We start from the raw sequence: 25,106 nt of genomic DNA on the forward strand, positions 1-25,106 counted from the left end.
TGATGCCATTCTGAGGAGCATGCGAGCGATCTGGAAAGGCGCTGTCTCGTTCGGTCTGGTGTCGATTGCGGTCAAGCTGTATTCGGCGACCGAGGAGAAGGACATCCGCTTCCACCAGGTGCATCGCACCGACGGCGGGCGGATCAAGTACCAGCGCACCTGCTCGGTGGACGGCGAGGTGGTCAGCTATGACGACATAGCCAAGGGGTACGACATCGGCGGCGGCGAAATGGTGATCTTGACGGATGAGGATTTCGCCGAGCTGCCGTTGAGCACGTCGCGAGCCATTGACGTCCTGGAATTCGTTCCGGCCGAGCAGATCGACCCGATCCTGTTCGCCAAGGCGTACTACCTGGAGCCGGAGGGGCAGGCCGCGAAACCGTACGTGCTGCTGCGCGACGCCCTGCGGGACGCCGACCGGGTGGCCATCGTCAAGATCGCGATCCGGCAGCGCGAGCAGCTCGCCACCCTGCGGGTCCGCGACGACGTGCTGGTGCTCAACACCATGATGTGGCCGGACGAGGTGCGCACCCCCGAGTTCGGCTTCCTCGACGACGACATCGAGACCCGGCCGGCCGAGCTGGCGATGGCGAGCTCGCTGATCGACTCGATGGCCGGCAGCTTCAAGCCGGACGAGTTCACCGACAACTACCGGACCGCGTTGCAGGAGGTCATCGACGCCAAGGTGGAGGGCCGCGAGGTGGTCCAGCCGGAGGAGGCCGAGGAGGCGCCGGCCGCGGCGATCGATCTGATGGCGGCGCTCAAGGCCTCCGTCGAACGCGCGCGCCAGGCCCGTGGTGAAGATCAAAAACCTTCCGGGGGTACGGGCGAAGCGTCCCCACCCGCGAAGAAGGCGGCCACGCCCCGGAAGAAGGCGGCTCCCGCCAAGAAGGCCGCCCCGGCCAAGAGCACGACCGCGAGGAAGACCACGTCCGCCGCGAAGGCCACGAAGAAGTCCGCATGACTAGGCTCCTCCCATGGGTGATGTATGTGGGGTGGCCCGATGGCGTTGACGTGGGCGGAGTCTTACCTGGGGCGGGTGCGGGCGAGCGTCGGCGACTCCGACACGATCTTCTTCGTCGGCGCCCGGACGATCGTGCTGGACGAGCAGGGCCGACTGCTGCTGATCCAGCGGTCGGACAACCACCGGTGGGCGATTCCGGCCGGCGCCATGGAACTCGGCGAGAGCATGGCGGAGTGCGCCGTCCGTGAGCTGTGGGAGGAGACCGGTCTGCGGGCCACGTCTCTGACGCCGTACGCGTTCTACACCGCGTATACCTACACCAACGAGTACCGGCACACGTACCAGCAGGTTTTGATGTCCTTCGTCGTGCACTCGTGGGAGGGCGAGCTTCTGCGGCAGACCGAGGAGAGCGTGGACGCCGGGTTCTTCCCGCTCGACGCGCTGCCCGGGCAGAAATCGTTCGTGATCGACGAGGCGCTGGCCGACCTCGCCACCTTCCAGAAGACCGGCATCCTGGTGATGAAGTAAGGGTGGCCTAAATCGCGATGCGGTCTCCTGTTCGCTGAGGCAGGATTGCGCTTCGTGAGCACCAAGCGCCGCCGGCTGAGCCTGGATCTGTCCCCGTTACGCACGTCCCGGGACTTCCGGCTCGTCTTCACCGGTGGGGTGGTGACGGCTTTCGGGTCGTTCATCAGCTATGTCACCATTCCGTACCAGGTGGCGGAGCTGACCAAGAACCCGCTCATGGTGGGCCTGATCGGCGTCTGCGAGCTGCTGCCCCTGCTGATCATGTCGTTCGTCGGCGGCGCGCTGGCCGACTACATCGACCGCCGCCTGCTGGTCCGCGGCAGTGAGTTCGCGCTCGCCCTGATCTGCGGCATTCTGCTGGTCAACTCGCTCTCCGACGAGCCGCACCTGTGGCTGCTCTACGTGGCGGCGTTCCTGACCGCCGCGGTGGCCGGCCTGCAACGTCCCGCACTGGACGCGATGCTCCCCCGGCTCGTGAAGCCGGAGGAACTGCCGGCCGTCATGTCGCTCCACTCGCTCGGCATGCAGTTCGCCCAGCTCTTCGGCATGCCGCTGGCCGGGATCCTGCTGGCCAGCTTCGACCTGGCCTGGGTGTACGCGTTCGACCTGCTGACCTTCGCCGTCTCGCTGATCTGCCTGACCCTGGTGAAGGCGGTCCCGCCGCCGGTGGCCGCCGACCGCCCGTCGCTGAACAGCGTGGTCACCGGTCTGAAGTACGCGAAGTCCCGCCCCGAGCTGCTCGGCACCTACCTGGTCGACATCAACGCCATGTTCTTCGGCATGCCGTCCGCGCTCTACCCGTTCCTGGCCCAGAGCCTGGGCGGTCCGAAGGTGCTGGGCCTGCTGTACGCCGCACCCGCGGTCGGGTCGCTGATCGCCACGTTCGGCTCCGGCTGGACCGCCCGGGTGCACCGGCACGGCCTCATGGTGCTGATCGCGGCCGCGTTCTGGGGTGTCGGCATCATCGGTGTCGGCCTCTCCGGCACCCTCTGGCTGACACTGTTCTGCCTGGCCTTCGCGGGTGCGGCGGACATGGTCTCCGGCCTGTTCCGCATGATCATCTGGAACCAGACCATCCCCGACCATCTGCGCGGACGGCTGGCCGGCATCGAGATGCTGTCGTACACCACCGGCCCGTTGCTGGGTCAGCTCCGGGCCGGCGCGATGGCCCGTACCGGCCTGGGCGTGACCGGCTCCATCTGGATGGGTGGCGTCCTGTGCGTGGCCGGCACCGTGGCCCTGGCCGCCGCCCTGCCGAAGTTCCTCAAATACAACGGCAAGGACGGCATGGCCCTGAAGAAGGCCGCGGACGAGGAGTGGGTGGCCACCGCCGACGCCCGCGCCGGGCGATGAGCTACTTGACCTTGACCGCGTCGAACCTGGTCTGCGGCTGCCGGATGCTGCTGCCGGCGTAGACGACCATCCACGTACCGGACTTGGTGGCCTTGAACTTCTTGCTGTACTTGCCACCGGTGCCGGTCGTGGTCTGCCCCTTGTACGTGTAGCTCTTGGCGCCGCTGGCCTTGAAGTAGAACCGCAGCACCGCACCCTTGAGGCCGTACTTCGCGCCGTACCCCACCGGGTCGGCTTTGAGGACGCCCTTGTGGGTCAGCGCGCTGTTCTTCCTGACCGGCTCCGGGGTCGCGTCGTAGGTCAGCGATGTCGGCCGCTTGACGTAGAACGTGTCGACCCGCTCCACGACGTGATCGACCAGGTCGTCGCCGAACCACTCCAGCTCGGTCCGGATGGTGTACCGGCCGGGTCCGTCCAGACCGCCGCAGATGAAGACGTAGTCCGTCAGGTAGGCGTAGTCGCCGCTGCGTGAGGCCTGCTTCGGGAACAGGAAGTCGACCGCGTCGCCGTCCGGTCCCATGACGTCCGCGGAGACGCTGACGTAGTCGTCCTCGGCCACCGGGTCGTACACCTTGAAGGTCACCTTCACCCGGTTGGCGCAGCCCGCGTCCCCGTCGAGCACCACGGTGCCGGTCGACAGCGTGACACCGGCGAGCCCGGGCGCGGCCTGCGCCGGTGAGGCGGCCAGCGCCACGGTGGTGAGCCCGGTGAAAACGGCCAGAGCCGCCGCGGCGCAGCGGCGGGCAAGTGACTTACGCATGGATTCCTCTCCCCCAACGAACGGACGGTTCCGTCTCGTTGTCACGCGAGAGCATCCTCCATGCACCCGGTCGCCACTTTCCAGACGAGGAGCGCACTTCTGGCCTTCGGTATGTACAACCACTGGCCGAACAGTCAGACCGAAAGAGCCGAGACGGCTTTGCCGCTTTCCAGGCGTCACTAGTTCCGGTTGCCGACCGCGGCCCGGGCGAACGCGGGCGCCCGGCCGTTGGCGACCTCACCGGCGAACCACGCGCCGAACCCGGCCAGCACCAGTGCGAGCAACTCGACGGCGAACAGCCCACCGCTCACCACCCGGTCCGGCTCGCGCACCCGCAGCATCGCGATGACCGCGAAGACCACCAGCACGCCCACGCTGAGCAGACCGTGCAACACACCGAGGCGGCGGTCCCGGGCACGCCGGGCGAACATGACGTCGACGGCGCCGGCGACCATCACGAGGGTGCCACCGATCAGGCCGGCCACGATGTTCCAGTACGCCAGGGCGCCCAGGATGTTAGGGCCGCCCAGCAAGTCGGCGATATCGAACAAAACCGCCATAACGAACAGGCCGAGCGGGAACATCACCAGAATCGGGTGAACCGCCTGGCCCGCGACATTCAACCGGGTCTCCATCAGGTCTTCGCCTTCCCACCTGCGAAAATACAGGTTCGTCTCCGCGTCCGGAGTTGGCCTACCCGGTGTTTTCGACGGGCAAACGCCTCGGTGCCCACTGATGAAGCAGACGAACCCGCACTGAGCGGCTTGTTCGCAATCTGCGACATGGCAGGTTGAGTGATGGCGGACTGCTGGGTGGCGTGCTTCACTGCAATGAGAGCAAGGGCGGAGTTGGAGGGAGAGACAAGCAACGGCACCCGGCGGCAAACGGGTGCCGTTGTCCGCCTCTGAGCCTTCGTTCGTTGCGACTCGAGCGAGGCGGGAAAGAGTCTCGCGCCATTGGTGGCTCCGCTCGTTCCCTCCTCGCAAGAAACAGCGATGAGGAGTTCGCCATGCGCACACGGATCTACTATCGCGGTCCCGACGCCCTGGTGTCCGACGATCAGTTCGTCTGGCACCCCCATTCCGCGCCGCAAGTGTTCGCCATCTCCGATCTGCGCAATGTCGGCCTCGTGCAGGCGCCCTCACGCATCCGCCCGTACGCTCCGGCTCTCGCCGCGGGCGCTCTCGCCGCCGCGGGCGCCGGCTGGACGCTGCTACCGGATCCGGCGATCTACGTTCTCGTCTTCCTCGGACTGGCGGTACCGGGCGTAGCCATGCTCTGGCGCGAGCCAGGCCGCTGGGAGTTGCACGCGCAGTACCGTGGGACGGCCGTCGTGCTCTACTCCTCCGCCGACGCGAGAGTCTTCAATCAGGTGAGCCGGGCCCTGCGCCGCGCCATGGAGGACACCCGGCGGACACCCTGGGGTTACGGGCTCGCAGCCGCCTGACCTGCGCCTTCGCGAGGATCTCTCGGGTGATGTTGCTTTTTGATCAAAACCGCCCCTGACAGCGGTCGTTCTGATAGGACAGTACTAGGATGTTCCGCGACCTCGCTGGTTGCCATGTGGCAGACAGCCAGGTCGCAGGCCGAGACTTCACCACTACCCAGCGTCACTCCACTTCGACGATGAAGGACTCATGACCGAGGGTGACTCGCCGACCATCGCGCGCCGGCGCGTACGTCTCGCGCTCCGCGAAGCGCGCGAGCAAGCCGGGCTCACCCAAAATCAGGTCGCCGAAGAGATGGAGTGGTCGCACAGCAAGGTCATCAGAATCGAGCGGGGCGATGTCAGCATCTCCGCGAACGATCTGAAACCGCTGTTGAACTACCTCGGAATCAAGGACAAGGCGATCGTCACGGAGTTGCTCGCCGATGCCCGCCTCGCCCGCACACGCCAGCGAAAAGCGTGGTACCAGGCCCCGGAATTCCGCGACACCCTCACCGATGACCTGCGTAAACTGATCGAGTACGAGAATGAGGCCGCGGAGATCCGCTCCTACTCGATCTATTACATACCTGGCCCTCTGCAGACACGCGACTACGCGACCGCACTGATGGCCCGGTATGAGGACGAGCTGAGCGAGGACCAGCGCAGGTGGCGGGTCGAGGCCCGAACGAAACGTCGTGAGACTCTGCTCGGGCGCGCCGGGGACGTGCAGATACTGCTGATGGTCGACGAGTCCGTGCTGAGCCGCGCGGTCGGCGGGCCGGCCGTCTTCGCGGATCAACTGCGCGACCTGAAGCAGCATGCCGAGGACGGTTCGGTCCGGGTCCGGATGGTGCCGTTCTCGCTCGACGCCTCGGTCACCAACAACGCAAGCTTCGACCTGCTCATGCTCGGTGGCGGCGAGGTGCTGTACCGGGAGACCGGCTTGACTGACGAAATGGTCGAGGACCAGGAGATGGCCGCGAAACACCGCGCGCGATACGACCGGGTCTGGCAGGAGGCCGCGGATGAAGCGGACACGATTCAATTCATCGAACGGCGGATCAAAGAGCTGGAACGCGCCGATACGGACCGGCCGTCCCGGTAACCGATTTTGACAACACGAGCATGATTCCTTTGAAAGGTCCCCAATGCAGAACGAGATGAACGTGCCCGCCTGGCGTAAGAGCAGCCGGTGCGGCACGTCGACGTGCGTCGAGGTCGCGAAGGTGAACGACCAGTACCTGATCCGCGACTCGAAGGACCCCGAGGCCGCCCCGCTCAGCTTCGACCAGAGTGAGTGGGACGCCTTCGTGGAGGGTGTGGCCGCGGGCGAGTTCCGCTTCTGAAGTCGTCGGCCCGCCCGCTCTGCACATAACGTTCTTGCAGAGCGGGCCGGTCAAAACTATTCGCAAAACAGCTTTATCCCAATAAATTGGCGCCGCATATCTCGCATTCCGTGAGATAAGCGGCATTTTCTCTTTTTCATTCATGTACGTGCTCAGCCGAGTCCGGTTCATTCGCATACCGTGGATTCCGAACCGTCACGGAGGTGCACACACATGATCAAACCGACGGAAGAGCCACGGTGGCGCCGGAGTGGGCGATGTGCGACCGGCACCTGTGTCGAGGTGGCCAGGATCGGGAACCGGTTCCTGATCCGTGACAGCAAGAACCTCGGTGCCACGCCCCTCGACTTCACGAAGGAGGAGTGGGACGCGTTCGTGGCCGGAGTCAAGGCCGGAGACTTCGGTTTCGACGAATGACTCACCTTCCTCCGATGGGTCCGGATGCCGCGGGCCGAGCGCGGCATACTGCAGTGGTGGACGGCAACCCGGACGCCACCGACCCCGACCGCTTCGCCACGCTGCACGAGGCGGCCGAAACCCTGCTGGACGAGCTCACCGAGCGCTACCAGGTGGAGCGCCGGGAGGGCAAGGAACCACTCGGGCGCGACGAGGCGCTCGTACGGACCGTCCGGCTCATCCCCCGCACGCCCACCGCGGCCCCGCTGGCGGTCCAGTTCTCCGACCCGGGCCTGCGCCTGCGCTTCGGCCGCTGGTGGGACGAGTCTCTGCCGACCTGCTCCTGTGACGCCTGCGACGAGGACCCGAAAGTCCTCATCGACCACCTGCGGACCCACGCCGATGCGCTCATCGAGGGCGGGCTGTGGGAACGGGTCCGCCGAGGGCTGAGCGGGTCCTGGTTCGAGACCCGGCTGATCGGCTCCGGAGTGAAATCCGACCGCGAGGGACCCCTCTCGGCGGACGGGGCCAGGGACGCCCGGCGTGGTGGTTTCGCCGCGCCGATCCAATGGGCGCCCTGGCAGCTCCGCTCGAATTAGCCGTGTGCCGGCCGGCCGGGCTCATCCGGCCGGCCGGCCGCCCAGCAGACTCACCGCCGCGCCGACGGCCCGCCGCCGCAGCACCCGGGCCATCGAGAAGTCGCCCTGGCAGAAGCGCGTGAAAGCACGCCAGCCCAGCGGGCTGGCCAGCACGGCGTGGACCAGCCCCGGGTGGCGGCCGAACAGGCTCAGCAGACGGCGCCCGGCCGCCATCTCCGGGGCGAGGTCCGCTCCGATCAGGCGGTCGTACTCGCTCAGGTCACCACCGCAAGCCGCGACCGTGCCGGCCCAGGTGCCCGAGCGCAGCGCGTAACTGATGCCCTCCCTGGTCCAGGGTTCCAGCAGACCGGCCGCGTCACCGGCGACCAGCACCCGGCCACGGCGCACCGGGGCGGAGTCGCTGCGGCAGCGGGTCAGATGGCCGGAGTCGCGCAGCACCACACGGTCGGCCAGGCCCAACCGGGCGACGAACTCCCGCAGATAGCCCTTCGTCTCGGCGCCACGGCCCTTCGCCATGATCACGCCCACGGTGAGCTGGTCGCCCTTGGGGAAGAGCCAGCCGTACGAGCCGGGCACCCGGCCCCAGTCGAGCAGCAGCCGGCCCCGCCAGCGGCGCCGGTCGGTCTCGCTCGCGGCCAGCTCCACCTCGAGCCCGAGATCCTGCTGGTCGAAGACCACCCCGACGTGCCGGGCGGTCACCCCGGCCGAACCGTCCGCGCCGATCACCACCCGCGCCGTCACGGTGCTGTCGTCGGCCAGGGTCACGGTGGCCGTACCCTCCCCCTGGAAAACGGCCCGGACCAGGGCGTTCTCCCGTACGATCGCTCCGGCTCGAACCGCGGCCCGGCACCAGGCGTGATCGAAGTCATCGCGCTGGACCATGGTCACGACCGGCCCGTCCGCGGAGCGGCGGGTGAAGCCGCGGCGACCGTCATGGGTGAAGGTCACCGCGTGGATCCGATCCCGGGCCGGCACGTCGAGCCGGGGCGCGCTCAGGCGCATCGAGACGCCGAGCAGGCCACCGCCGCACGTCTTGTAACGCGGGTGCTCGGCCCGCTCCAGCACGATCACCCGAGCCCCGGCGGACGCCGCCGCGTGCGCCGCGGACAACCCCGCCGGACCTGCTCCCACCACCGCGACGTCCCACTCCGGCCCCTGCTGCACAGTCCGAAGTTTAGATAACGTGACTTGTGAAAACGCTTTCACGATCACACGGGGTCATCGCTTGAGCACGGTCGAGACGTCAGAACCGCGGGTCAGCACCCGCTCCGTCTACATCACCTTCATCTTCCTCGGGGTCGCCATGGCGACCTTCGCGTCCCGGATCCCGCAGATCCGCGACCACCTGGGACTCACCCCGTCGGAACTCGGGCTGGTCCTGCTCGCCATCGCGGCCGGCTCGATCACGTCACTCCCGCTGGCCGGTCACCTGGTCCACCGGTTCGGGTCGCGGGCCATGGTCGGCACCATGGCGATCATGCTCGGCGCGTCGCTGTCGGCCGCGGCGGTCGGCTACCACTTCGGAGTCGTCCCGGTGGTCGTGGCGCTCTACCTGTACGGCTTCTCCACCGGCGCGTGGGACGTCGCCATGAACGTCCAGGCCGCCGTCGTGGAACGGAAGATCGGCCGCTCGATCATGTCCCGGTTCCACGCCGGGTACAGCGTCGGCACGGTCGCCGGGGCACTCGTCGGCGCCGCGGTCGTCCAGGCCGGGATCGGGGTCACCTGGCACGTGGTCCTCGCCTGTGTGCTGGTGACCGGGGCGGTCGTCGTGTCGGTCCGCGGATTCGTGCCGGACGAGACCGAACCCGAACCCGGCGGCGGCACGTTCAGCGCGCTGGCCGCCTGGCGCGAGCCGCGCACCCTGCTGATCGGCGTGTTCGTGCTGGCCTTCGCGCTCACCGAGGGCGCCGGCATCGACTGGATCAACATCGCCCTGATCGACGACTACGGCACCACTGCGGCCACCGGCACGCTGGCCTTCGCGCTGTTCCTCGCCGCCATGACGGTCGGCCGCTGGTACGGGCCCAACCTGCTGGACCGCTACGGCCGGGTCCCGGTGCTACGGGCGCTCGCGGTGATCGGCCTGGGCGGCCTGCTGCTCTTCGTCTTCGGACCGTCCACCCCGGTCGCCTTCGCCGGCGCCCTGCTCTGGGGCCTGGGCGCGTCCCTCGGCTTCCCGGTCGGGATGAGCGCCGCCGCCGACGAGCCGGCCCGCGCCCCCGCCCGGGTCGGGGTGGTCGCCTCGATCGGCTACTGCGCCTTCCTCGGCGGGCCACCCCTGATCGGCTTCCTCGGCGACCACTACACGGTCTCGCGAGGACTGCTCGCGGTGGCGATGCTGCTGGTCCTGTCGATCGTGCTGACACCGGCCCTGCGCGCGCCGGCTTGATCCAGGACCACTCGGACAAGGGTGAGTGGGCAGCTCAGCCCGGCGGGCGCGGCACCGGGCGCGGGTGGGCAGCGGCTCGCGTGGAACCGGCGGGACGGCGCGGGTTCGGCGGGGGCGGTGTTCGCGCGTACCCCTAGATGGGTTTTAGTTGATCCTGATCGGAGGCTCGATGCGGTGCGCGGTCAACGGTGAGGCCGGGCGCAGCCAGGACGCGTGCGGATCGCCGTCGGGGTCGGCCACCCAGTCGTGACAGATCCGGTCGACGCCGATCGGGTGGATGGTGAGCGAGCCGTCGGGCGTGATGTGCATGCGCAGAAAGCTTTTGGCGTCCTCGATGCCCTGACCGGCGAACAGCTCGTTGACGTTTACGTCGAAGCGGGTGGCGATCAGCAGGTACAGCGCCACCACCTGGCTGGAGGCGAGCGCGATCACCGGGCCGTAGACGAAGGCGGCCACCGCCAGTGGGCCCGGCCACGGCCAGTCCCGGAACGGGAGCTGCAACCACACCCACGTGCCGCCGATCGCCAGGGCGATCTGGGTCAGGCCGTGCGCCACCCCGAGGACCCAGTGCCGGGCATGGCCGTCCGGTTTCGCGAAGGCGATGGTTCCGGCCATGATCAGTACGAGCATGAGCACCAGCGGGATGCTGAACAGCCGCTGGATGTTGCCGCCCTGACTGGCCGCGCCCGCCATGGCCAACATGGTCAGCGTGTGGATGACGCCGAGCAGGTTGGCGAACCCGGCGTTGCGCCGCGGGATCCGGTGGAAGACGCCCCAGCCCATCCGCCGTGAGGTCGGCGCGTCCGGGAAGGCGCCGCGCAGGTCGTACCGGAGGCTGCGGCTCCGGCTACGGGTCAGCGTCTCCTTCGGCGGAACCATGATGTGGTCCGGCAGGTTCTGGGTGCCCAGCGTGTACGCCCCACCGCCCCCACAGGTGATCAGCTCCCGGTCCTCCCCGGAGAACCGCGCGTAGTGGTGCAGGTCCCCCGACACCAGCACCCGCACCTGCGCCTGTGTCGGCGCCAGGATGGTCCGGATGAAGTAGTCGACGGCGTCGTACGCGTGCGGATTGTCCTTCGCCTTCACCCACGTCGGCGACGGCGTCATGATGATGACCCGGTCGTCCGCGCCGACCTGCTCGGCGGCCTTCTCGAAGTACAGCAGCTGCGGGTCGTCGATGTACGCCCCGAACTGCTCGTCCACCGCGAACAGCCACCAGTCGGCGGGCAGCTTCACCGCGAAGTACGAACGGCGCTGCTCGGTACGCCAGCCGCCGATGTGCCCGTCCTTACGCCGGGCGAACAGGCGCAGGAAGGCGGTGAGCCCGTCGTACCAGTCGTGGTTGCCGGGCAGCGCGAACAGGGTCGGCCTCGGCGCACCGGCCGGCGCCTCCGGAAGAGCCGCACGGTACGGGCCCTTCATCCGGTTCTCGTAGCCGTCGCCGCTGGCCAGCGGATAAACCTGGTCGCCGCCCATCAGCAGCAGCCGGCCGCGGGGCAGCCGCTCGCCGTCGACCTCCAGCTCCTCCTGCGACAACAGGTACGCCACCGAGTATGTGGCGTCGAACCCGTCCCCCAGGTCGGCCACGTAGTCCAGCCACAGCTCGCCGGTCGCCGTGGTGGAGTGGTCGAAGACGTCGCCGTCCAGTGCGTTCTGCAACTCACGCTTGTCCAGGTACGCCCCGAAGAACAGGTGCAGCACCGCCCGCAACCCGGTGCTGAGCAGGAGCAACGGCGCCAGCCAGCCGATCGGCCCTTTCCGCGTGAAGCCGAGCTCCTGTGGGTCGAGGCTGCGTGGCCGGTTCGGCACATTCGTCTCGGGCCGGGCAGGGTGCTGTCGGGGAACGATGGCCACCGAACGATCCTCCCCCGATGAGCGGGTGTCCGTCTATGCAGTAAGATGACTAACCGTTGCCGCCTTAGCTCAGTCGGCTAGAGCGACGCACTCGTAATGCGTAGGTCGTCGGTTCGATTCCGACAGGCGGCTCAGTGAGAAAACCCCAGGTCAGTGACCTGGGGTTCTTCTTTTGAACAGGTCCACGACGGTGTCCGGAGCGGTCCCGGTCCGCATATAGTCCGCACCCCGAGCCGCCTGATCGAGGCGGTCCGCCACTTGGTCGAGGTCGTCCTCGAACAGGTCCGCGTAGACGTCCAGCGTCATCGCCGCCGAGGCGTGGCCGAGCATCCGCTGAACCGCCTTGACGTTGGCGCCGGCCGCCACGGCGAGGGAGGCCGCGGTGTGCCGCAGGTCGTGCGGGGTCATACCGGTCAGGCCCACCGACTCGGCCGCCGGCGTGAAGAACCGGGGACGGAAGTTCGTGTTGCGTAGCGGGCCGCCATTCGGGGCGGTGAACACGAGCGCGTCCTTCGGCTTTCCAGCCACGTGGGCGGCCAGCTCGTCGACGAGGAAGCGCGGGATCGGGACCGAGCGCCGCTGGTGGTTCTTCGGGGTGCCCTCGATCAACTGGCCGCGGACCTCGCTGAACGCCACCGCCACGGTGACCCGGCGCCGCAGCAGATCCAGCCTGCCGACCCGCAGCGCCGACATCTCGCCCCACCGCAGGCCCGTGTAGGCCAGGAAGCGGACCAGCAGGCCGTACGGTTCGCAGGCGTCCGCGAGCGCTGTCACCTGGGCGTGGTCGAGGAACACCGGTTCCTCCCGCAGGACCCGGGGCAGGCGTATGCCGTCTGCGGGGTTCCGGGAGATCCGGCCGTCGCGGAGAGCATGGCTCAGGATCATGGAGAAGACGCGGTGCGCGTACCGGACGGTTGCCGGAGCGAGTCCCGAGGCGGTCATGCGCTGCACCCAGGCGGACACCTCCGCGTACGAAACCGCGGACAGCGGCATGTCTCCCCAGGTCGGGAGGATCTGCCGCCGGAGCGCTACGCCGTGCCGGGCGCGGGTGGTGGGTTTGAGCTGGACTTGCGCCTCCAGCCATTGCGCTGCCCAGTTGCCGACCGTCACCTTGGCGCGGGCCGGGTCGGTCCAGTCGCCGCGCGTGATTGCCGAACGGGAAGCCGCCTCCCAGCGCTCAGCGTCGACCTTGCGGGGGAAGTGGCGCGAGTGCTCCTTGCCGGCGGCGTCACGGACTCGGGCACGCCATTTGCCGTTGGGCCTCTTCTCGATGCTCATGGTCAGGCCGCCTCTTCTAGCCAGGACTGCACCTCGACGGGGTCGTAGCGGAGGTGTCGGCCTACCTTGCGGGCGCGCGGACCCTGGCCGCGGTGGCGCCACTGGTAGAGGGTGCCGACCGGGATGCCGAGGAAGTCGGAGACGTCCCCCACCGACCAGAGCCGGGGCGCGATCGGGAGTTGCCGAACAGTCGCTCGCTTCACCTGTGGGTCACCTCTCGGGTCAGGCCGGACGGACAGTCAGAGGAGTTCGGTGGGTCGGAGCCGACGCGTTGCCGAGCGGCGTTCAGTTGTGCCCGGCGGTGGATTCGTTCGGATATCGCCCGTAGTAGTCGGTGTTCCAGTGCGGGCAGGTCGGGGTCGTCGTGCCGGGCCATCTCCCAGGCGACGGCCGGCTTCTCCGCGGCATCGGGTTCCGGTTCGTCGGTGGTGATGCCGAGCAGTGCCTTGACCCAGGCGTGGGCGTCCGCCCGGTGGTCGGCGAGGGTTTTGCCGGACCAGTCCCGGGAGACGAGCACGCGTCGTCCGCCGATGCCGAGGGTCGTTTTCTGGTGCACGCGTCCTTTGCAATGGCCGGGCCGGAGCCTGCCGTGGGCCTTCTTCGGCTGCACGCCGTAGAGCAGCCAGTTCGAGCACCGCTCGGAGCACGGAGTGACCCGCAGTTCGTGCCAGAGCCGGTCGAGGTGCTGGCGTTGCGGGTCGCTGCTCACCTGGTGACAGTCCGCGGCCGACTTGGTCACGTACTTGGTGATGTAGCCGATCGTCCGTTCGGCATCCCGCGTGCCCGGGTCGACACCCTTGGCCTTGACCTGGGCACCGAACCGGACCAGATGGGCGGGCTCAGCGTCCGGGTCGTCGTCGATCGCGTCGAGAGCCTCGCCCCAGGTCGACAGCGGGCGCCCGGTGTCCGGGTCCACCCACGACTCCGTCTTGCTGTCCCAGGTCGGTGGTCGGTCGATCGGGTAGCGGAGCCGGTCGGCCGCCGGCCACCACACCTGGTGATAGGTGGCGGTGGCGACCAGCTCCAGCATCGCCCGCGGGATGGTGCCCCGGATCGCGAAGTGCGCGTGCGGCGCGAGCCGCCGTTGAGGCTCGACACAGCCCGCGTACTGGACGTTCCAGCCGACCGCGCGGCGCAGGTTCTGCCAGTACCGGTCGAGCAGCCGCGGGAAGTGCACCGCATCCCACGCCGCGCGCCGGTAGTCGTACTTGCTGGGGTCGACCGGCGTCCCGAGTAGCGGGTCACCCTCGGTGTGCCAGCGTCGGCACGAGCAGGGCCGCCCGGTGTGGATGGAGTGCACGGGGCCGTAGCTGTCCAGGGTGAGGGTGAGCCACATCGACGGCCGATGTTCGACCCCATCGCTGCCGACGTAGGTGCGGCCGACGGTGCGCGCCTCTACTTTCTGCCGGGGTAGGTCGGGCACGTCCTGGCGTCGCTTGGTCGACCGCACCCGCCGCGGGCCGCCCTCGTCGTCGTCTTGGGCGTCGCGGTTGTGGCCCGGCGCGATGCTGCCCCGCAGCCCTTCCGCGGCGATCTCCTGCTCTACCGCGCCGATCGCCGTGTCGATCCGGTCCAGCTCTGTGGCCCGCTGGTCCGGGTCCATCGCGGCGAGTTGGAGAGCGGCCCGCTCGAACTCCAGGTGTGCCCGTGCGGTGATCAGGTCCCGCTGCCGGGGCGTGGCCGGTGCCGGACCGGGCAGCGGCTCATCGGCCCGATGCCAGCCCTCCCGGATCTGGACCTGCCGCAACCGTCGTGCCCGCTTCGCACACGGCGGGCACTTCGCTTCCAAGGTGGCGCCGCACGGCAGGTCGACGAGTTCCGTCTTCCCGGTGGCCAGGTCGGTCCGGCGGAGCGCGATCGGGCGGATGCAGACGCCGTGGTCGATGGCCAGATCTTTGAGCGCGTCGACGGCGCGAGGCTGGGCGAGGCGCGCGGCCCGGGAGCCCGGCCGAGGCGTAAGCGTCTCGGCCGGAGCGGGGATCAGGGTGGGTGTGGTCATCGGGTCACCTGCCCGATGACCGGCACCCCGTTGGGCCGAGCGACCGGACGCACCGGTACCGCGTTCACCACGAGAGTCGGAGCCGTAGTCGGAGCAGAGACCGGAACCGGGGCGGCGGGTGCCTCAGTGGGAGCCGCTGGCGGTGTGCCGGTGAAGACGAGCTTGACCAGGGCCATGAACGCCAGCGCGGGGACCGCCGACAGCAGCCACCCCGACGGACTGGGCTGGGCGACGGCGAGCTGCGCGCCGAGAGACAGGGTGCCGGCCGCGACGAGCAGGCAGAGCGGGTAGCCGATGGAACCGCCTGTCCGACGCCGCCGCTTGATGGTGAGTAGGGCGGCGACGGGGACGAGTTCGGAGATGACGGCGTTGACCCAGCCGAACGCGTCCGGGGTTCCGGTCGGGACGTGCCGCATGGTCCAGTCGTGGACGTGGGAGAACGACGCCCACCCGGCGGCCAGCGCCACGGTGGCCAGGATGGCGGTCAGGGTCAGGCCCTCGATGCGTTCGGCGGTCAGCTTCATACCGCACCCCCGTAGGTTTTGGCCATGTCGCGGACGGTGTCGTCGTCGCAGTAGCTGAGCCGGACCCGCATCGGTGTCGGGTCACCTTCCAGGACGACGTAGCCGATGCCGGGTTGGGTTTGCGGGATCCGGTCGCACAGGGCTCCGCGGTCGCGCATGCCGTCGCCCAGGACCATGTCGACCTCTGCCGGTTCCGACAGGCGTAGCCCGATCCGGGTCGGGAACAGGCCGCGGGCGGGCAGCACCTCCTTACGGGGGTCCTGGATCGCCGCCACCACATGCACCCCGACGGCGCGGCCCTGGGTGAGCACGATGCCGAGTGCGGCCTTGATCCGGTCCTTGAGCTGCCGCTCGGTGAGGTAGGCGGTCAGGTTCGCCAGCTCGTCGACGACCAGCACGATCAACGGCTCACCCGGGGTGGGCAGGTGCTGGCGGGTGTGGCCCGCCAGCCTCGCGGCGCGTTCCTGGGCGACCTGGGCCGCCCGCTCGATCAGGGCGGCCATCTCGGCGAAGTCGCGGGACGCGAACCGGGCGAACAACGGCCGACCGATCCCCAACTCCATGCCGCCCTTGGGGTCCAGGCCCCACAGCTCGACCAGCCCCGCTTCGACGCCCCCGGCCAGCGCCCGGACGATGGACCAGATCACCGACCCCTTGCCCGAGCCGGTGGCCCCGACGATCAGGACCTGGGTGCCGAACAGCCGCAGCCGGTAGGTTTCGCCGTCCTCCTGCACGCCGATGGGTAGGGAGGTGTAGTCCGGCCGGTAGGGCACGGGCAGCGGCTCGACCGTCTCGTGCAACGAGTCGCCGCGCATCAGGACCAGGACCACGGTGGCGTAAGTCGGGCCGGGCATCGCCTTGACCTGCCGCACGCCGAAGGTATGGGCGAGCCGCTCACTGGCTTTGGCGAAGTCGTCGGGGATCTGGCCGGTCACCATCCGCACCAGCACCTCATCGCAGTCGGCGCGGCATCGGACTCGGCGGATCTGCGGGATGATCGTGCGTTTGTCGTAGGAGATTGACAGGTTTGCGGTGACCATTGCGGCCATCCATCGCCGCCGGTAGAGCAGCCGCCGGGCCTTGGCGAGGATCGGCCACCAGCCGAACCGCAGCCACGTCGGCCGATGCCCGAATGCCCAGCCTGTCGAGGCGACTGCGATCCCGCCGACGAGCGCGGCGAGGGTTTGCCAGCCGTGGACGGCGTAGAGCCAGATCAGCCCGGTGACCGGCAGTGTGGCGTACCAGTGGCGCACGTAGGTGGTGGTCAGCCAGGCCAGGGCTTTGACCGTTTCCCAGACGACGACGGCCCAGATGGGGAACTTGACGACGGGGGTGCGGACGTTGAGCGGGGCGACGGGGATGGTCTCGCCCCGGATGATGTTGATCAGCGGCATGGTCAGCTCACCGCCTTGCCGTCGGCCTGGTCGAGGGTGGCCAGGGCCTGCCGGATGTGGTCGAGGCGTTTGGCGTCGCTGACGTTCGGGATCAGCAGTGCCCACGCCTCGATCCGGCCGATCACTCCGGCGTAGCGGTTGACGTGTTCCCAACCGGTGAGCGTGCGTTCCCGGAGTTCCTCCTGATCGGCCGCGTCCTCGCAGTTGTCGCAGCGATCCACGTCCGCGGTGAGGGGCTTGGTGTCACTGCAACCGATGCAGGTACGCCATACGGTGTTGGACGGTGTGGTGACGCGGGCAGCGTCGACTACCTTGGGCATCACAGCCCACTCCTTCACTGGGGTGGTGGTTGGAGCGGCCGGGGCGGGGAGAACTTCTTGGCGGTTGTTGGCCCCGCTCCCGGACGCGACTACATGCAGGTCAGCCAGCCTTCGCGCGGCTTGCCTGCTGCGGTGCGGTCATGCCGGTGGCCTTGACCGACCAGGCCAGCCGCGACCGACACTTGTTTGCCGTGCCCTTGCACTTCTGCGAGTCCACGTACGGCGTCAGCATCACGTCCGTGAACTCGACCATCGGCGGATAGCCCGGCACCGCCGAGGCGGGCGGAACCGGCTGCTGCGCCGCGACGACCTTGACCTTGAACTCCTTCGACCCACCGAACTTCCCGGCCTCCGGGTCCAGGTCGAGCATCCGGACCAGCCAGACCCGTTCGCCGGTCTCCTTGTCCCGCAACTGGTCATCACCCTGGCCGCGCTTGTCGAAATCGGTGGCCGGCTCCACCCCGAGGCAGAGCGCACCATGCGGCGCCACGTACTCCCACGGCACCGGCACCTTGATCGAGTTCGGAATCACCGAACAACTCCCCTCCGTCGACACTTGGTTACTTGACTAACCAAGTTGGACAGAAAGCTAGCACATGTACAGCATGGCTAGCCAAGTAAAATCTCTACCGAATCGAGAAGAGTTCTTCGATGCCTGACGGGGGCAACGCGCCCGCAAGATCAACCGCTAGCAGCGGAAATGCGGCTGCGGTGCGCACTACCAGCAGGATCGCCAGGACGGCCGTGCCCGGATCGAGAGCGAGGAGCGTCGATTCGCGGGGTGTCGCCGGCCGCACCGACATCCGCTCAACCACGTCAGCCGCGACGAGACGGCGGCACTGTTCCAGGTGATCGAGTACGCCCTCGCGGAGCGGCCCGGCGTCAGCGAACCGGCTGCCGACCGCCGCAGCCGCCGGAAGGTAGACCGTGGACAGCGTCGCCCAGCCGGTCGCGGTGCCCTGCATGACCCGCTGCCGGGCGATCACCGGCTCACCGGCCGGAACGGCGAGGATCGAAGCGATCCGGGAAGAGGCCGGCGCGCGACCCGTTCCGATGAGCGTGCCGTTCCCGACCTCCGCCAGGTGCAGCGCCTCATGCGTCCGCCGGGGCGGTGTCGGCCGACGCCGCGGGGGAGTCCCGAGCACGAGGCGCCCCTTGCCCTGCAAGCCCTCCAAGTAGCCGAGCTGCCGCAGGTACTCCAGCGCCCGCACCACCGTCGAGCGGGAAGCGCCGAACTCGCGCACCAACTGCGCTTCGCTGGGCAGCATCGACCCGGGCGGGTACGTGCCATGCGCGATCCGCTGCTGGAGCGCGTCGACGATGTGCGCGTACTTCACCGAACTCGGGCCGACCGGCACGCCGCTCACCTCGCGCGATGCCCGGCGAGGGCACCCAGGTCGCAAGCCGTGACGTGCACCAGGGCTTGCGTCCACCGCAGCCGGTACCCGTCTTCGGCGAGTTCGTCGCCCTCCACCCAGACCCAGAACCCGCCATACCACCACGAGATGTCGAGACGAACGTGCCGGACGAGCAGGACAAGGCCGTCGCTGCGGTAGCGGCACGATCCGGCCGGGACATGCAGGACCCGGCCGACCATCTGATCAGCCGGGACCGACAGCAGCGGCGGCATGGAGATCGACAGCACGCTCATCGGTTGTCACCGGCCTCGGTCACCAGTGATGACCTTTGTTGGCAGGGCGCGGCCCGGCCGACGCGGAGCCCATCGCGGTCGCCAACCCGAGGTCCGCGAGCCGCCGCGCCATGCAGGGGTAGACGATCGCGGGCCGACAGCTCAGACACCAGCCGTCCGGGCCGGGCTGATGATCGGCATACAAGCGCCGGGCCAGCCGCCACACGAGCGGACTGTTACAGCCGGTAGGCGGATCGATCGGCGGTGTCTGCCCGCCGAAGTCGAGCGGTTCGGGCATGACGGGACCTCCGCAGCAACGTGGAGAGACACCGAGGCGGACCAGGTGAAAGTCGCGTAGCTGGCCCGCCCCGGTGCCGATCGCCCCCGCTGGACAAGGTCAGCCGCCCGGATCAAACGCAGCGAGCAACGTCAAGCGAAGGCTCAATCTGACTAGCTTGGCTAGTCAGATTGACCGTACGGCTGTCCCCAGACATCCGCAACCCTCTACGTCCCGAAACACCTAGCCTGGCTAGCCAGGCCGTAAGCTGTCGATTGTGAACGTGGAAGCCCGCGACCTCGACGACCTGGAGCCGGACGACGCCCGCCCGGCCTCACAACAGATCGCAAACGTGCTGCGCGCGGCGATCCTGACGCGTCGCTTCGCCCCCGGAGAACGCCTGCCCTCCCAAAACGATCTGGCCGAGCGCTACGGCGTAGCCCGCGAGACCATCAAGTCCGCGCTACGCATCCTCCGCGACGACCGCCTGATCATCAGCCGCCAGGGCAGCGGCGCGTTCGTCCGCGCCCAGACCGACCGCCCTGTCGGCCTACGCCCACACATCGAGGCCGCGTTCGAGCAGTCCCACATCACCATCGACTTCGCCGGCTTCTCCAGCGAAACCCTCCACGGCGCCATCCAGGAACCACTGGACAAAATCCGCGCCGGACGCCTGACACCCGACTCGATCGCCATCCGCATCCTGCTACCCGACCTGGCCTTGCCCGCGGTAATCCCGTCCCGCGCCGAGCCCGCCGGAGACGATCCCGCCGTCCGTGAACGGGCCGCCCGGATTGCTCGTCGTCACACCGAGGCAATCGTCGAATCGGTGGGGGAGCTGGCGACCCTGGGCCTGGTCCGCAACGCCACCACCGAGATCCGGGCCTACGGCACCACGGTTCTGTCGAAGCTCTACATCCTCAACCGCGACGAGGTCTTCTTCGGCTTCTACCCCGTCGTTCGCAACACCGTCTCGGTAGACAAGCAGGCGGTCCCGATCTTCGACGTCCTGGGCAAGGACGTTCCGCTGTTCCACTACGCCGTCACGGGCGACGAGGGCGACGCCGGAGACCAGTTCGTCCAACAGTCCCGAGCCTGGTTTGACAGCATCTGGGACACCATCGCCCACGAGTACACCCCGTGACCCTCACCGACCTGCTCGCCCGCACTCGGTGCCTGCTGATCGACTTCGACGGCCCGATCTGTTCCGTGTTCGCCGGCCACCCTGCCACCACGGTCGCCGATGAGCTGCGGATGGTCATCCGTCGTCGCTTCGGCGGCGAGCTGCCACCGGCTATCGCCGGACTGGACGCCGACCCACTCCAGATCCTCATCGCAGTTGCGAGACTGGACGACGAGCGACTAACCCGCGAGGTCGCCGACGCGGGCCGGGACGCGGAAGTCACCGCCGCGGAGACCGCCGCACCAACAGCGGGTGCCGATGAGGTGCTCCGAGCAGCTCGCGACAAAGGCCGTCAGGTCGCCATCGTCAGCAACAACGCCAATGCCGCCATCCGCGCCTACCTCCACAACCACGACCTGGCCCGCTACATCGACGGGATCGTCGCCCGCTACGACGGCATGGACCCACGCCTACTCAAGCCACACCCTTTCCTCCTGGAACGGGGCCTTGCCGGCATGAACGCAACGCCAATGACCACAGCCTTCATCGGTGACTCAGTGACCGACATCGAGGCAGGCCGAGCCGCCGGCATCCCCACTATCGGCTACGCCAACAAACCAGGAAAACGCCAGCGCCTCACCAACGCCGGAGCCGACATCGTGATCGACTCCATGCACGAGCTAACGGAAGCGCTACACAAGACCGAGACCAGGCCAGCCCGGTGACCGACCAACTCACAGTGCCAGCTACCGTCCTGGCCAACATCCGCCGCCGCTGGCCCGACATCGCCGAACCCTGGGCCGCCCAAGTCGGCACCGAATTCCGCACCCTCTGCGACCGCTACCAGGCCACCCCACGCGAGGTCCTGCCGGCCCGCTACGGATTCGTCACCGCCGTCGACACACCACACGGCCCACTCGTACTACGCAGCAGCCCCGACCCCCACGGAGCCGACCAAGCCGCCGTCGCCACCGCACTCGCCAACCTAGACGCCGCCCCACGAGTCCACGAAGCCGTGACCACCGATCATGGAACCTGGACCGTAATCGACCGCGTCCTACCCGGCACTCCTCTCAGCCAGGTAGCTCCTGCAACCGTCGATCCTCAAGCCCTATTTGCACCGCTGGCGGCGATGCGGGACCAGCCACCACCTCGGCTGGGAATGCCCTCGATCTTCGATTGGCTCCGCGAACGCCTCGAAGACGACCAACTCATCGACCTCCGCCCCGGCACCACCATCGCCCCCGTCAACGAGCGACAAACCGCGCTCGCGCTCTTGGACGACCTAGCCCGCGGCCACGCACCGGCCCTGTGCCACGGCGACGCCTCCAGCGGCAACATCATCGCCAGCGGCCCCACCCACTGGGCGTTCATCGACCCTCGTGGCGTAACAGGCGAACACACCTACGACGTCGCCGTACTCGCGATCCGAGTCACCGCGGCGTTCCCCGCCTCCGAGATTCGGACGTACATCGCCGAGTTGGCCCAGGTCAGCCCCGCCCGCCTTGATGCGTGGATGGCAGTCGCCCAAGCGGCGCGGGTCTAGCACGCCCCCGGTAAGAATTTCGGTACGCGGCAGGCTGGTGGCCTGCGGCAACCCGCGGTGCCACTGCCCTCTTATCTCAAGTCGCATTCGCCAAGGTCTCATTGAGGGTGGACCCCTGCAGCCCAAGATTGTTAGAAGGGCGGCTCGTCGTCGAACTTCCAGTCCGGAGCCGGGAGTTTGAACTCGCCCGGCGGAACTGCCGCATCATCCGGCAAGAGCGGTGGACGTTGCCATCCATATGGTTTCGAGTAGTCGACGATGCATCCTTCAAAGAGGACTTTGCTGAAGTTGGCGTGGCCGTTAGCCGTGGAGGCGAAGTCGAAATTCATTGACCCGCCAAGGAGTCTAGAATTCCGAAAATGAACCCCCGTCCCTTCGAATTTAGTGTGTTCGAAGGAGACATTACCGCCGGTAATTTCGAGGTTGAACGAGCAAGAGGGAAAATTTCCAGAGTCGCCCAGGAATTTGGAGAAAGAAAGATTAATACTGCCGCCTTCGATCTTTACCCATTGTTGAGGATAACTGCCGAAGGTCGCACCACTATTGAAGGTGCAGCTCCGAAGGTCGAGGAGGCCGCCATTGATGCTAGCCGAGTCGAACCCAGCGCCCCATCCGAAAAATTGGGAACCTTGAAGATTGACCAGCCCTGCCTCTAATTCCAACCCTGAAAGCTCGACTCCTTTCGTGAAGTTGATTCGAGTCAGGTGTACTGATCCGCCCGCAACCTTCATGTTTCTAAAGGAGGGCTGAGTTTTTGCGCCGCCAAAACTTGCCCCTTCAAGGTTTAGTACGGTCGACTTCCCAACAGCGATATTCCGGAAGTCCCACTCGTTAATCTCGCTATCGGCCAAGTCGAAACGATGGCCCTGCCAGGAAATTCGGGCGCCGACTCGAAGATGGGCAACAATGATCCGCGCGATTGTGCGCCGCACCTCGTTGTCATCGGTGATATTGCCGGGGGTCATTCGTAGATATCCGCAGAGAACATCGATACAGGTTTGGCGTTCTTCCGGCCAGTCGTCGGCAAGGCTTGCCATCGAGTAAGCGCCTGCAAGTCGAATGGCTGGATGGTCCGAACCTAGTTGCTCAGCAGATTTCGTGAATCTTTCGTTGAGGAGGCGAATTCCACTGCGGTCGTTCTCAATTGAAGCACGTCTGTCGGCGGCTTCGGCAAGCAATCTCGATGCTTCCGCGCGTTCGTCGGCAAGGTGTGCTAGTGCTGAGTTGATCTCTGCCAGTTTGTTTGAGGATTCGACAACGCGCTGTCGCCGGTAGGCAACAATCAGGGCGACGATTCCGCCGATTCCTGCGACGACGGCGAAAGCAAGCTTCAGGAACTCTATTAGGGTGGTTGCGGATACTGACCCATCGCGCTTTAAAGTGGGGAATCCGATTTGCCATAGCCCTGCCCAAACAAAAGCGGTGACCAAGGCTATCCCGCCGAGCATTGCAAGTGCTACGGCATAGTGGATCGGCCATAGGTGCAGTTCGGGAATATCTTTATGGGTGCGCGCCTTTTCGGTCTCTCCAGTCTTCGGGAGGCGGGAGTCGATGGCCTCTTCAGGCTTATCAAGCACGGGCAGAATGGTACAGCAGTCCTGCAACACTGCCTTCGCTGGAAAGCTAGTGATCTAAATCTGGTTCGAGGGCGGCGATAGCCGCGAAGCTCGCAATCTGTGCCAGATGCTGTCTTAATCGTGCGAAGTTGTGTGAGCGGCGGTGAGCAGCCGTTTGTACTGCTGAATTGATCTCTTCTGGATCAAGGCGCCGCGCAAGCGCGGCGCTGGCCGGTTGCGCTCGGCCTGCTGGCGGGCTCCGCCCGGCATCGGCCGGCGAACCGGCCGAAGATCTAACCCAGAAGGTCAATGGTTCGCTAGCTATGACCGGTGCGGCTTGGGTGTCTTGGTATCGATCACCGGTGGTGGCAGATCTGGCCAGTTTCCCCGCCGGGAACGCTGCCACCACCACATGCCACGGCGCCACCAAGAGGCTGGCTTCCATCCCGCTCGCGGCATCTGGGGATGCTCCTCGACTCCCAAGTCAATGCGGCAAATCTGATCGAAGATGACCATCGCGAATCCAACGGCGCTTTGATTCGCCGCATGCTGATCGTGAGCTCCCACAGGTGTACTCGCGAGGTTGCCGAGCCGATCAGCAACCTCGCTGGCAGCACTGACGACCACATTGGGGGCCAGGACTCTAAGCGCTCCATAGGCACCCAGCAAGTCGCCATGGGCCATCAGGGCTCGTTCGGTGATTCGGACGAACATGGAGTGGTACCCAAGGCCGCCACCGAACTTCCGCCCAGCGATCGGCTCTATGGCACGCACAGAGCCGTCGCTCTCGACCACCGACCAGACCGCCGCAGCGAAGCGCTCGTATGCCGTGACTCGACGGTCAACGGGGACGCGTCCGGACTGGGCCAACTTCGGGAGCTGCTGAACCGCCGCAAGCCCTGCTTTCAGGGCGGCTGCGGTCACGGAGGCGGGTTCCACCGGCGCACTATGACAGCGCACAGGTGTCCACAACAGACGCCTTCCGGTGTGTCGTTCCGGCGTATAGGCCAATCACCCTTGCCCCGTTTGGATGATCCGTCCGGATGTCCCAAGCTACGGCGCCGTCGGCGGCTCGTCGGCCGTCTGACTGCCGCGCCGCTTCGCGGCTTGCCCTCGACTCAGGTGGTCGCCGCAGGCGGGGCTCCAGCGGGGTGCTCAAGGTGGGCCGGACCGTGCCAGATTCGTGCCATTTCGGCGTGCCGCGGACGGTCTCCGGCGGTCATGATCAGGCAGCCGGACAGGGCCTCTGCACAGGCATTACGGGCGGATCATGACATGGCGTAGCGATCTTCCGAACTGGATGCAGTGGGTCGCCGTCGAAGAAGTCAACGGTCGGGTGATGCGTCGGCTTGGAGCAGTGCGACGCCGAAGCGGTCGGCTAGGTGCTCAAGCCATCCAGGTTCCTCGTAGACCAGGTCATCGCCCTGCGCTTCGCGGAGACCGCGGAGAAGATCGCGAACCCGGTTCTCCGGGGTGCGCTTGCCAGGCTTGATCCGCCTGTCCGAGGTGATCCACCGGCGCACCGCGGTGTCGATGTAGCCCGCCGGCTCGTGCGGCTGCCAGTATTCGGCGACCTGAACCTCTCGGAGTAGCGCGGTTAGCGCGACAGCCCGTTCCTCCCGCGATTGCCGAACGCTCATGAAGAGATCATGCCGCGACCGGGCTGCGCGGTGCACCCGAGTTCCCTCTGCCAGCGCCTCCCTGCCCTCAAGATCGAGTAGTCCGCATTCAGTCCGCACGAAGTCCGCAGAGGCAGCGGAACGCTGTCAGATCTTGACAAGCGTTTTCGCAGCTCAGCGGACATCCGCGCAGCTAGATCAACGATCTCGTTTGGTCTC

At 67.3% G+C, this 25,106-nt stretch carries 28 protein-coding genes and 1 tRNA gene; 13 read left to right on the plus strand and 16 right to left on the minus strand.

Annotated elements, in window-relative coordinates; genetic code table 11:
* The first annotated feature begins 19 nt into the window (after window positions 1–19).
* Genes ku through KZ829_RS28360 form a run of 3 tightly spaced genes read left to right on the plus strand, consistent with a single transcriptional unit; the run spans window position 20 to window position 2,845 of the window.
* A complete protein-coding gene (gene ku, locus KZ829_RS28350; RefSeq protein WP_220146976.1) occupies window positions 20–964 on the plus strand; it encodes a non-homologous end joining protein Ku in 945 nt (314 codons plus the stop codon).
* Window positions 965–1,003: 39 nt separating this feature from the next.
* Window positions 1,004–1,492: an NUDIX domain-containing protein gene (locus KZ829_RS28355; protein ID WP_220146977.1), complete on the plus strand. Its 489-nt coding sequence runs from the start codon at window positions 1,004–1,006 to the stop codon at window positions 1,490–1,492.
* A 54-nt stretch (window positions 1,493–1,546) separates the two neighbouring features.
* A complete protein-coding gene (locus KZ829_RS28360; RefSeq protein WP_220146978.1) occupies window positions 1,547–2,845 on the plus strand; it encodes an MFS transporter in 1,299 nt (432 codons plus the stop codon).
* 1 nt (window position 2,846) lies between these two features.
* Here KZ829_RS28360 and KZ829_RS28365 read toward each other — a convergent pair whose 3' ends face one another.
* Together KZ829_RS28365 and KZ829_RS28370 are read right to left on the minus strand one after the other, a co-directional pair.
* Window positions 2,847–3,605 (minus strand): hypothetical protein, encoded by a 759-nt coding sequence (locus KZ829_RS28365; protein WP_220146979.1) that lies wholly within the window; start codon window positions 3,603–3,605, stop codon window positions 2,847–2,849.
* 179 nt (window positions 3,606–3,784) lie between these two features.
* Window positions 3,785–4,240, minus strand: a complete 456-nt coding sequence (locus tag KZ829_RS28370) for a DUF2231 domain-containing protein (RefSeq protein WP_220146980.1) — start codon at window positions 4,238–4,240, stop codon at window positions 3,785–3,787.
* Between the two features lie 374 nt (window positions 4,241–4,614).
* Between KZ829_RS28370 and KZ829_RS28375 the strand changes: the two genes are divergently transcribed.
* From KZ829_RS28375 to KZ829_RS28395, 5 genes are all read left to right on the plus strand, one after another.
* Complete coding sequence (locus KZ829_RS28375) at window positions 4,615–5,052, plus strand: DUF6232 family protein (RefSeq protein WP_220146981.1); 438 nt, start codon at window positions 4,615–4,617, stop codon at window positions 5,050–5,052.
* 190 nt (window positions 5,053–5,242) lie between these two features.
* Entirely contained in the window at window positions 5,243–6,139 is an 897-nt protein-coding gene (locus KZ829_RS28380) for a helix-turn-helix domain-containing protein (protein WP_220146982.1), read from the plus strand.
* Window positions 6,140–6,182: 43 nt separating this feature from the next.
* Window positions 6,183–6,380 carry a DUF397 domain-containing protein gene (locus KZ829_RS28385; protein ID WP_183225350.1) on the plus strand — a complete coding sequence of 66 codons (198 nt, stop codon included), beginning with the start codon at window positions 6,183–6,185 and terminating at the stop codon, window positions 6,378–6,380.
* 213 nt (window positions 6,381–6,593) lie between these two features.
* The gene (locus KZ829_RS28390; RefSeq protein ID WP_208469940.1) at window positions 6,594–6,797 is read left to right on the plus strand and encodes a DUF397 domain-containing protein; all 204 of its coding nucleotides are present in this window, start codon (window positions 6,594–6,596) and stop codon (window positions 6,795–6,797) included.
* A gap of 56 nt (window positions 6,798–6,853) precedes the next feature.
* The gene (locus KZ829_RS28395; RefSeq protein WP_308285697.1) at window positions 6,854–7,375 is read left to right on the plus strand and encodes a DUF6226 family protein; all 522 of its coding nucleotides are present in this window, start codon (window positions 6,854–6,856) and stop codon (window positions 7,373–7,375) included.
* A gap of 21 nt (window positions 7,376–7,396) precedes the next feature.
* Here KZ829_RS28395 and KZ829_RS28400 read toward each other — a convergent pair whose 3' ends face one another.
* Entirely contained in the window at window positions 7,397–8,539 is a 1,143-nt protein-coding gene (locus KZ829_RS28400; RefSeq protein WP_220146984.1) for a geranylgeranyl reductase family protein, read from the minus strand.
* Window positions 8,540–8,600: 61 nt separating this feature from the next.
* On the opposite strand from KZ829_RS28400, the gene KZ829_RS28405 reads away from it, so the two are divergent.
* Window positions 8,601–9,767: an MFS transporter gene (locus tag KZ829_RS28405; protein ID WP_220146985.1), complete on the plus strand. Its 1,167-nt coding sequence runs from the start codon at window positions 8,601–8,603 to the stop codon at window positions 9,765–9,767.
* Between the two features lie 144 nt (window positions 9,768–9,911).
* Here the strand turns inward: KZ829_RS28405 and KZ829_RS28410 are convergent, their stop codons facing one another.
* On the minus strand, window positions 9,912–11,621 hold the full coding sequence (locus KZ829_RS28410; RefSeq protein WP_220146986.1) for a metallophosphoesterase: 1,710 nt from the start codon (window positions 11,619–11,621) through the stop codon (window positions 9,912–9,914).
* Window positions 11,622–11,679: 58 nt separating this feature from the next.
* On the opposite strand from KZ829_RS28410, the gene KZ829_RS28415 reads away from it, so the two are divergent.
* Window positions 11,680–11,753, plus strand: a tRNA-Thr gene (locus KZ829_RS28415).
* A gap of 18 nt (window positions 11,754–11,771) precedes the next feature.
* On the opposite strand, the gene KZ829_RS28420 is transcribed toward KZ829_RS28415, so the two are convergent.
* From KZ829_RS28420 to KZ829_RS28465, 10 genes are all read right to left on the minus strand, one after another.
* Window positions 11,772–12,899 (minus strand): tyrosine-type recombinase/integrase, encoded by a 1,128-nt coding sequence (locus tag KZ829_RS28420; RefSeq protein ID WP_220146987.1) that lies wholly within the window; start codon window positions 12,897–12,899, stop codon window positions 11,772–11,774.
* A 2-nt stretch (window positions 12,900–12,901) separates the two neighbouring features.
* Window positions 12,902–13,102 carry a helix-turn-helix transcriptional regulator gene (locus tag KZ829_RS28425; RefSeq protein ID WP_220146988.1) on the minus strand — a complete coding sequence of 67 codons (201 nt, stop codon included), beginning with the start codon at window positions 13,100–13,102 and terminating at the stop codon, window positions 12,902–12,904.
* The gene (locus KZ829_RS28430) at window positions 13,099–14,898 is read right to left on the minus strand and encodes a replication initiator (RefSeq protein WP_220146989.1); all 1,800 of its coding nucleotides are present in this window, start codon (window positions 14,896–14,898) and stop codon (window positions 13,099–13,101) included. The genes KZ829_RS28425 and KZ829_RS28430 overlap by 4 nt, the downstream gene beginning before the upstream one ends.
* The gene (locus tag KZ829_RS28435; protein ID WP_220146990.1) at window positions 14,895–15,422 is read right to left on the minus strand and encodes a DUF2637 domain-containing protein; all 528 of its coding nucleotides are present in this window, start codon (window positions 15,420–15,422) and stop codon (window positions 14,895–14,897) included. Before KZ829_RS28435 ends, KZ829_RS28430 begins: the two co-directional genes overlap by 4 nt.
* Window positions 15,419–16,816: an FtsK/SpoIIIE domain-containing protein gene (locus KZ829_RS28440; RefSeq protein ID WP_220146991.1), complete on the minus strand. Its 1,398-nt coding sequence runs from the start codon at window positions 16,814–16,816 to the stop codon at window positions 15,419–15,421. The genes KZ829_RS28435 and KZ829_RS28440 overlap by 4 nt, the downstream gene beginning before the upstream one ends.
* 2 nt (window positions 16,817–16,818) lie before the next feature.
* Complete coding sequence (locus tag KZ829_RS28445) at window positions 16,819–17,136, minus strand: hypothetical protein (protein ID WP_220146992.1); 318 nt, start codon at window positions 17,134–17,136, stop codon at window positions 16,819–16,821.
* Window positions 17,137–17,236: 100 nt separating this feature from the next.
* Complete coding sequence (locus tag KZ829_RS28450; RefSeq protein WP_220146993.1) at window positions 17,237–17,668, minus strand: hypothetical protein; 432 nt, start codon at window positions 17,666–17,668, stop codon at window positions 17,237–17,239.
* Window positions 17,669–17,762: 94 nt separating this feature from the next.
* Window positions 17,763–18,494, minus strand: coding sequence for a GntR family transcriptional regulator (locus tag KZ829_RS28455; RefSeq protein WP_220146994.1), 732 nt, complete (start codon window positions 18,492–18,494; stop codon window positions 17,763–17,765).
* 5 nt (window positions 18,495–18,499) lie between these two features.
* Window positions 18,500–18,787 (minus strand): hypothetical protein, encoded by a 288-nt coding sequence (locus KZ829_RS28460; protein ID WP_220146995.1) that lies wholly within the window; start codon window positions 18,785–18,787, stop codon window positions 18,500–18,502.
* 19 nt (window positions 18,788–18,806) lie between these two features.
* Window positions 18,807–19,064, minus strand: a complete 258-nt coding sequence (locus tag KZ829_RS28465; RefSeq protein WP_220146996.1) for a hypothetical protein — start codon at window positions 19,062–19,064, stop codon at window positions 18,807–18,809.
* A gap of 256 nt (window positions 19,065–19,320) precedes the next feature.
* On the opposite strand from KZ829_RS28465, the gene KZ829_RS28470 reads away from it, so the two are divergent.
* Genes KZ829_RS28470 through KZ829_RS28480 form a run of 3 tightly spaced genes read left to right on the plus strand, consistent with a single transcriptional unit; the run spans window position 19,321 to window position 21,712 of the window.
* Entirely contained in the window at window positions 19,321–20,187 is an 867-nt protein-coding gene (locus tag KZ829_RS28470; protein ID WP_220146997.1) for a winged helix-turn-helix domain-containing protein, read from the plus strand.
* On the plus strand, window positions 20,184–20,891 hold the full coding sequence (locus KZ829_RS28475) for an HAD family hydrolase (protein WP_308285698.1): 708 nt from the start codon (window positions 20,184–20,186) through the stop codon (window positions 20,889–20,891). The genes KZ829_RS28470 and KZ829_RS28475 overlap by 4 nt, the downstream gene beginning before the upstream one ends.
* A complete protein-coding gene (locus KZ829_RS28480; protein WP_220146998.1) occupies window positions 20,888–21,712 on the plus strand; it encodes an aminoglycoside phosphotransferase family protein in 825 nt (274 codons plus the stop codon). Before KZ829_RS28475 ends, KZ829_RS28480 begins: the two co-directional genes overlap by 4 nt.
* Window positions 21,713–21,843: 131 nt before the next feature.
* On the opposite strand, the gene KZ829_RS28485 is transcribed toward KZ829_RS28480, so the two are convergent.
* Entirely contained in the window at window positions 21,844–23,289 is a 1,446-nt protein-coding gene (locus KZ829_RS28485) for a hypothetical protein (protein ID WP_220146999.1), read from the minus strand.
* A 1,304-nt stretch (window positions 23,290–24,593) separates the two neighbouring features.
* Window positions 24,594–24,908, minus strand: a complete 315-nt coding sequence (locus KZ829_RS28490; RefSeq protein WP_220147000.1) for a hypothetical protein — start codon at window positions 24,906–24,908, stop codon at window positions 24,594–24,596.
* Window positions 24,909–25,106: the final 198 nt, after the last annotated feature.

Source organism: Actinoplanes hulinensis, from assembly GCF_019429605.1.
Lineage (GTDB): Bacteria > Actinomycetota > Actinomycetes > Mycobacteriales > Micromonosporaceae > Actinoplanes > Actinoplanes campanulatus.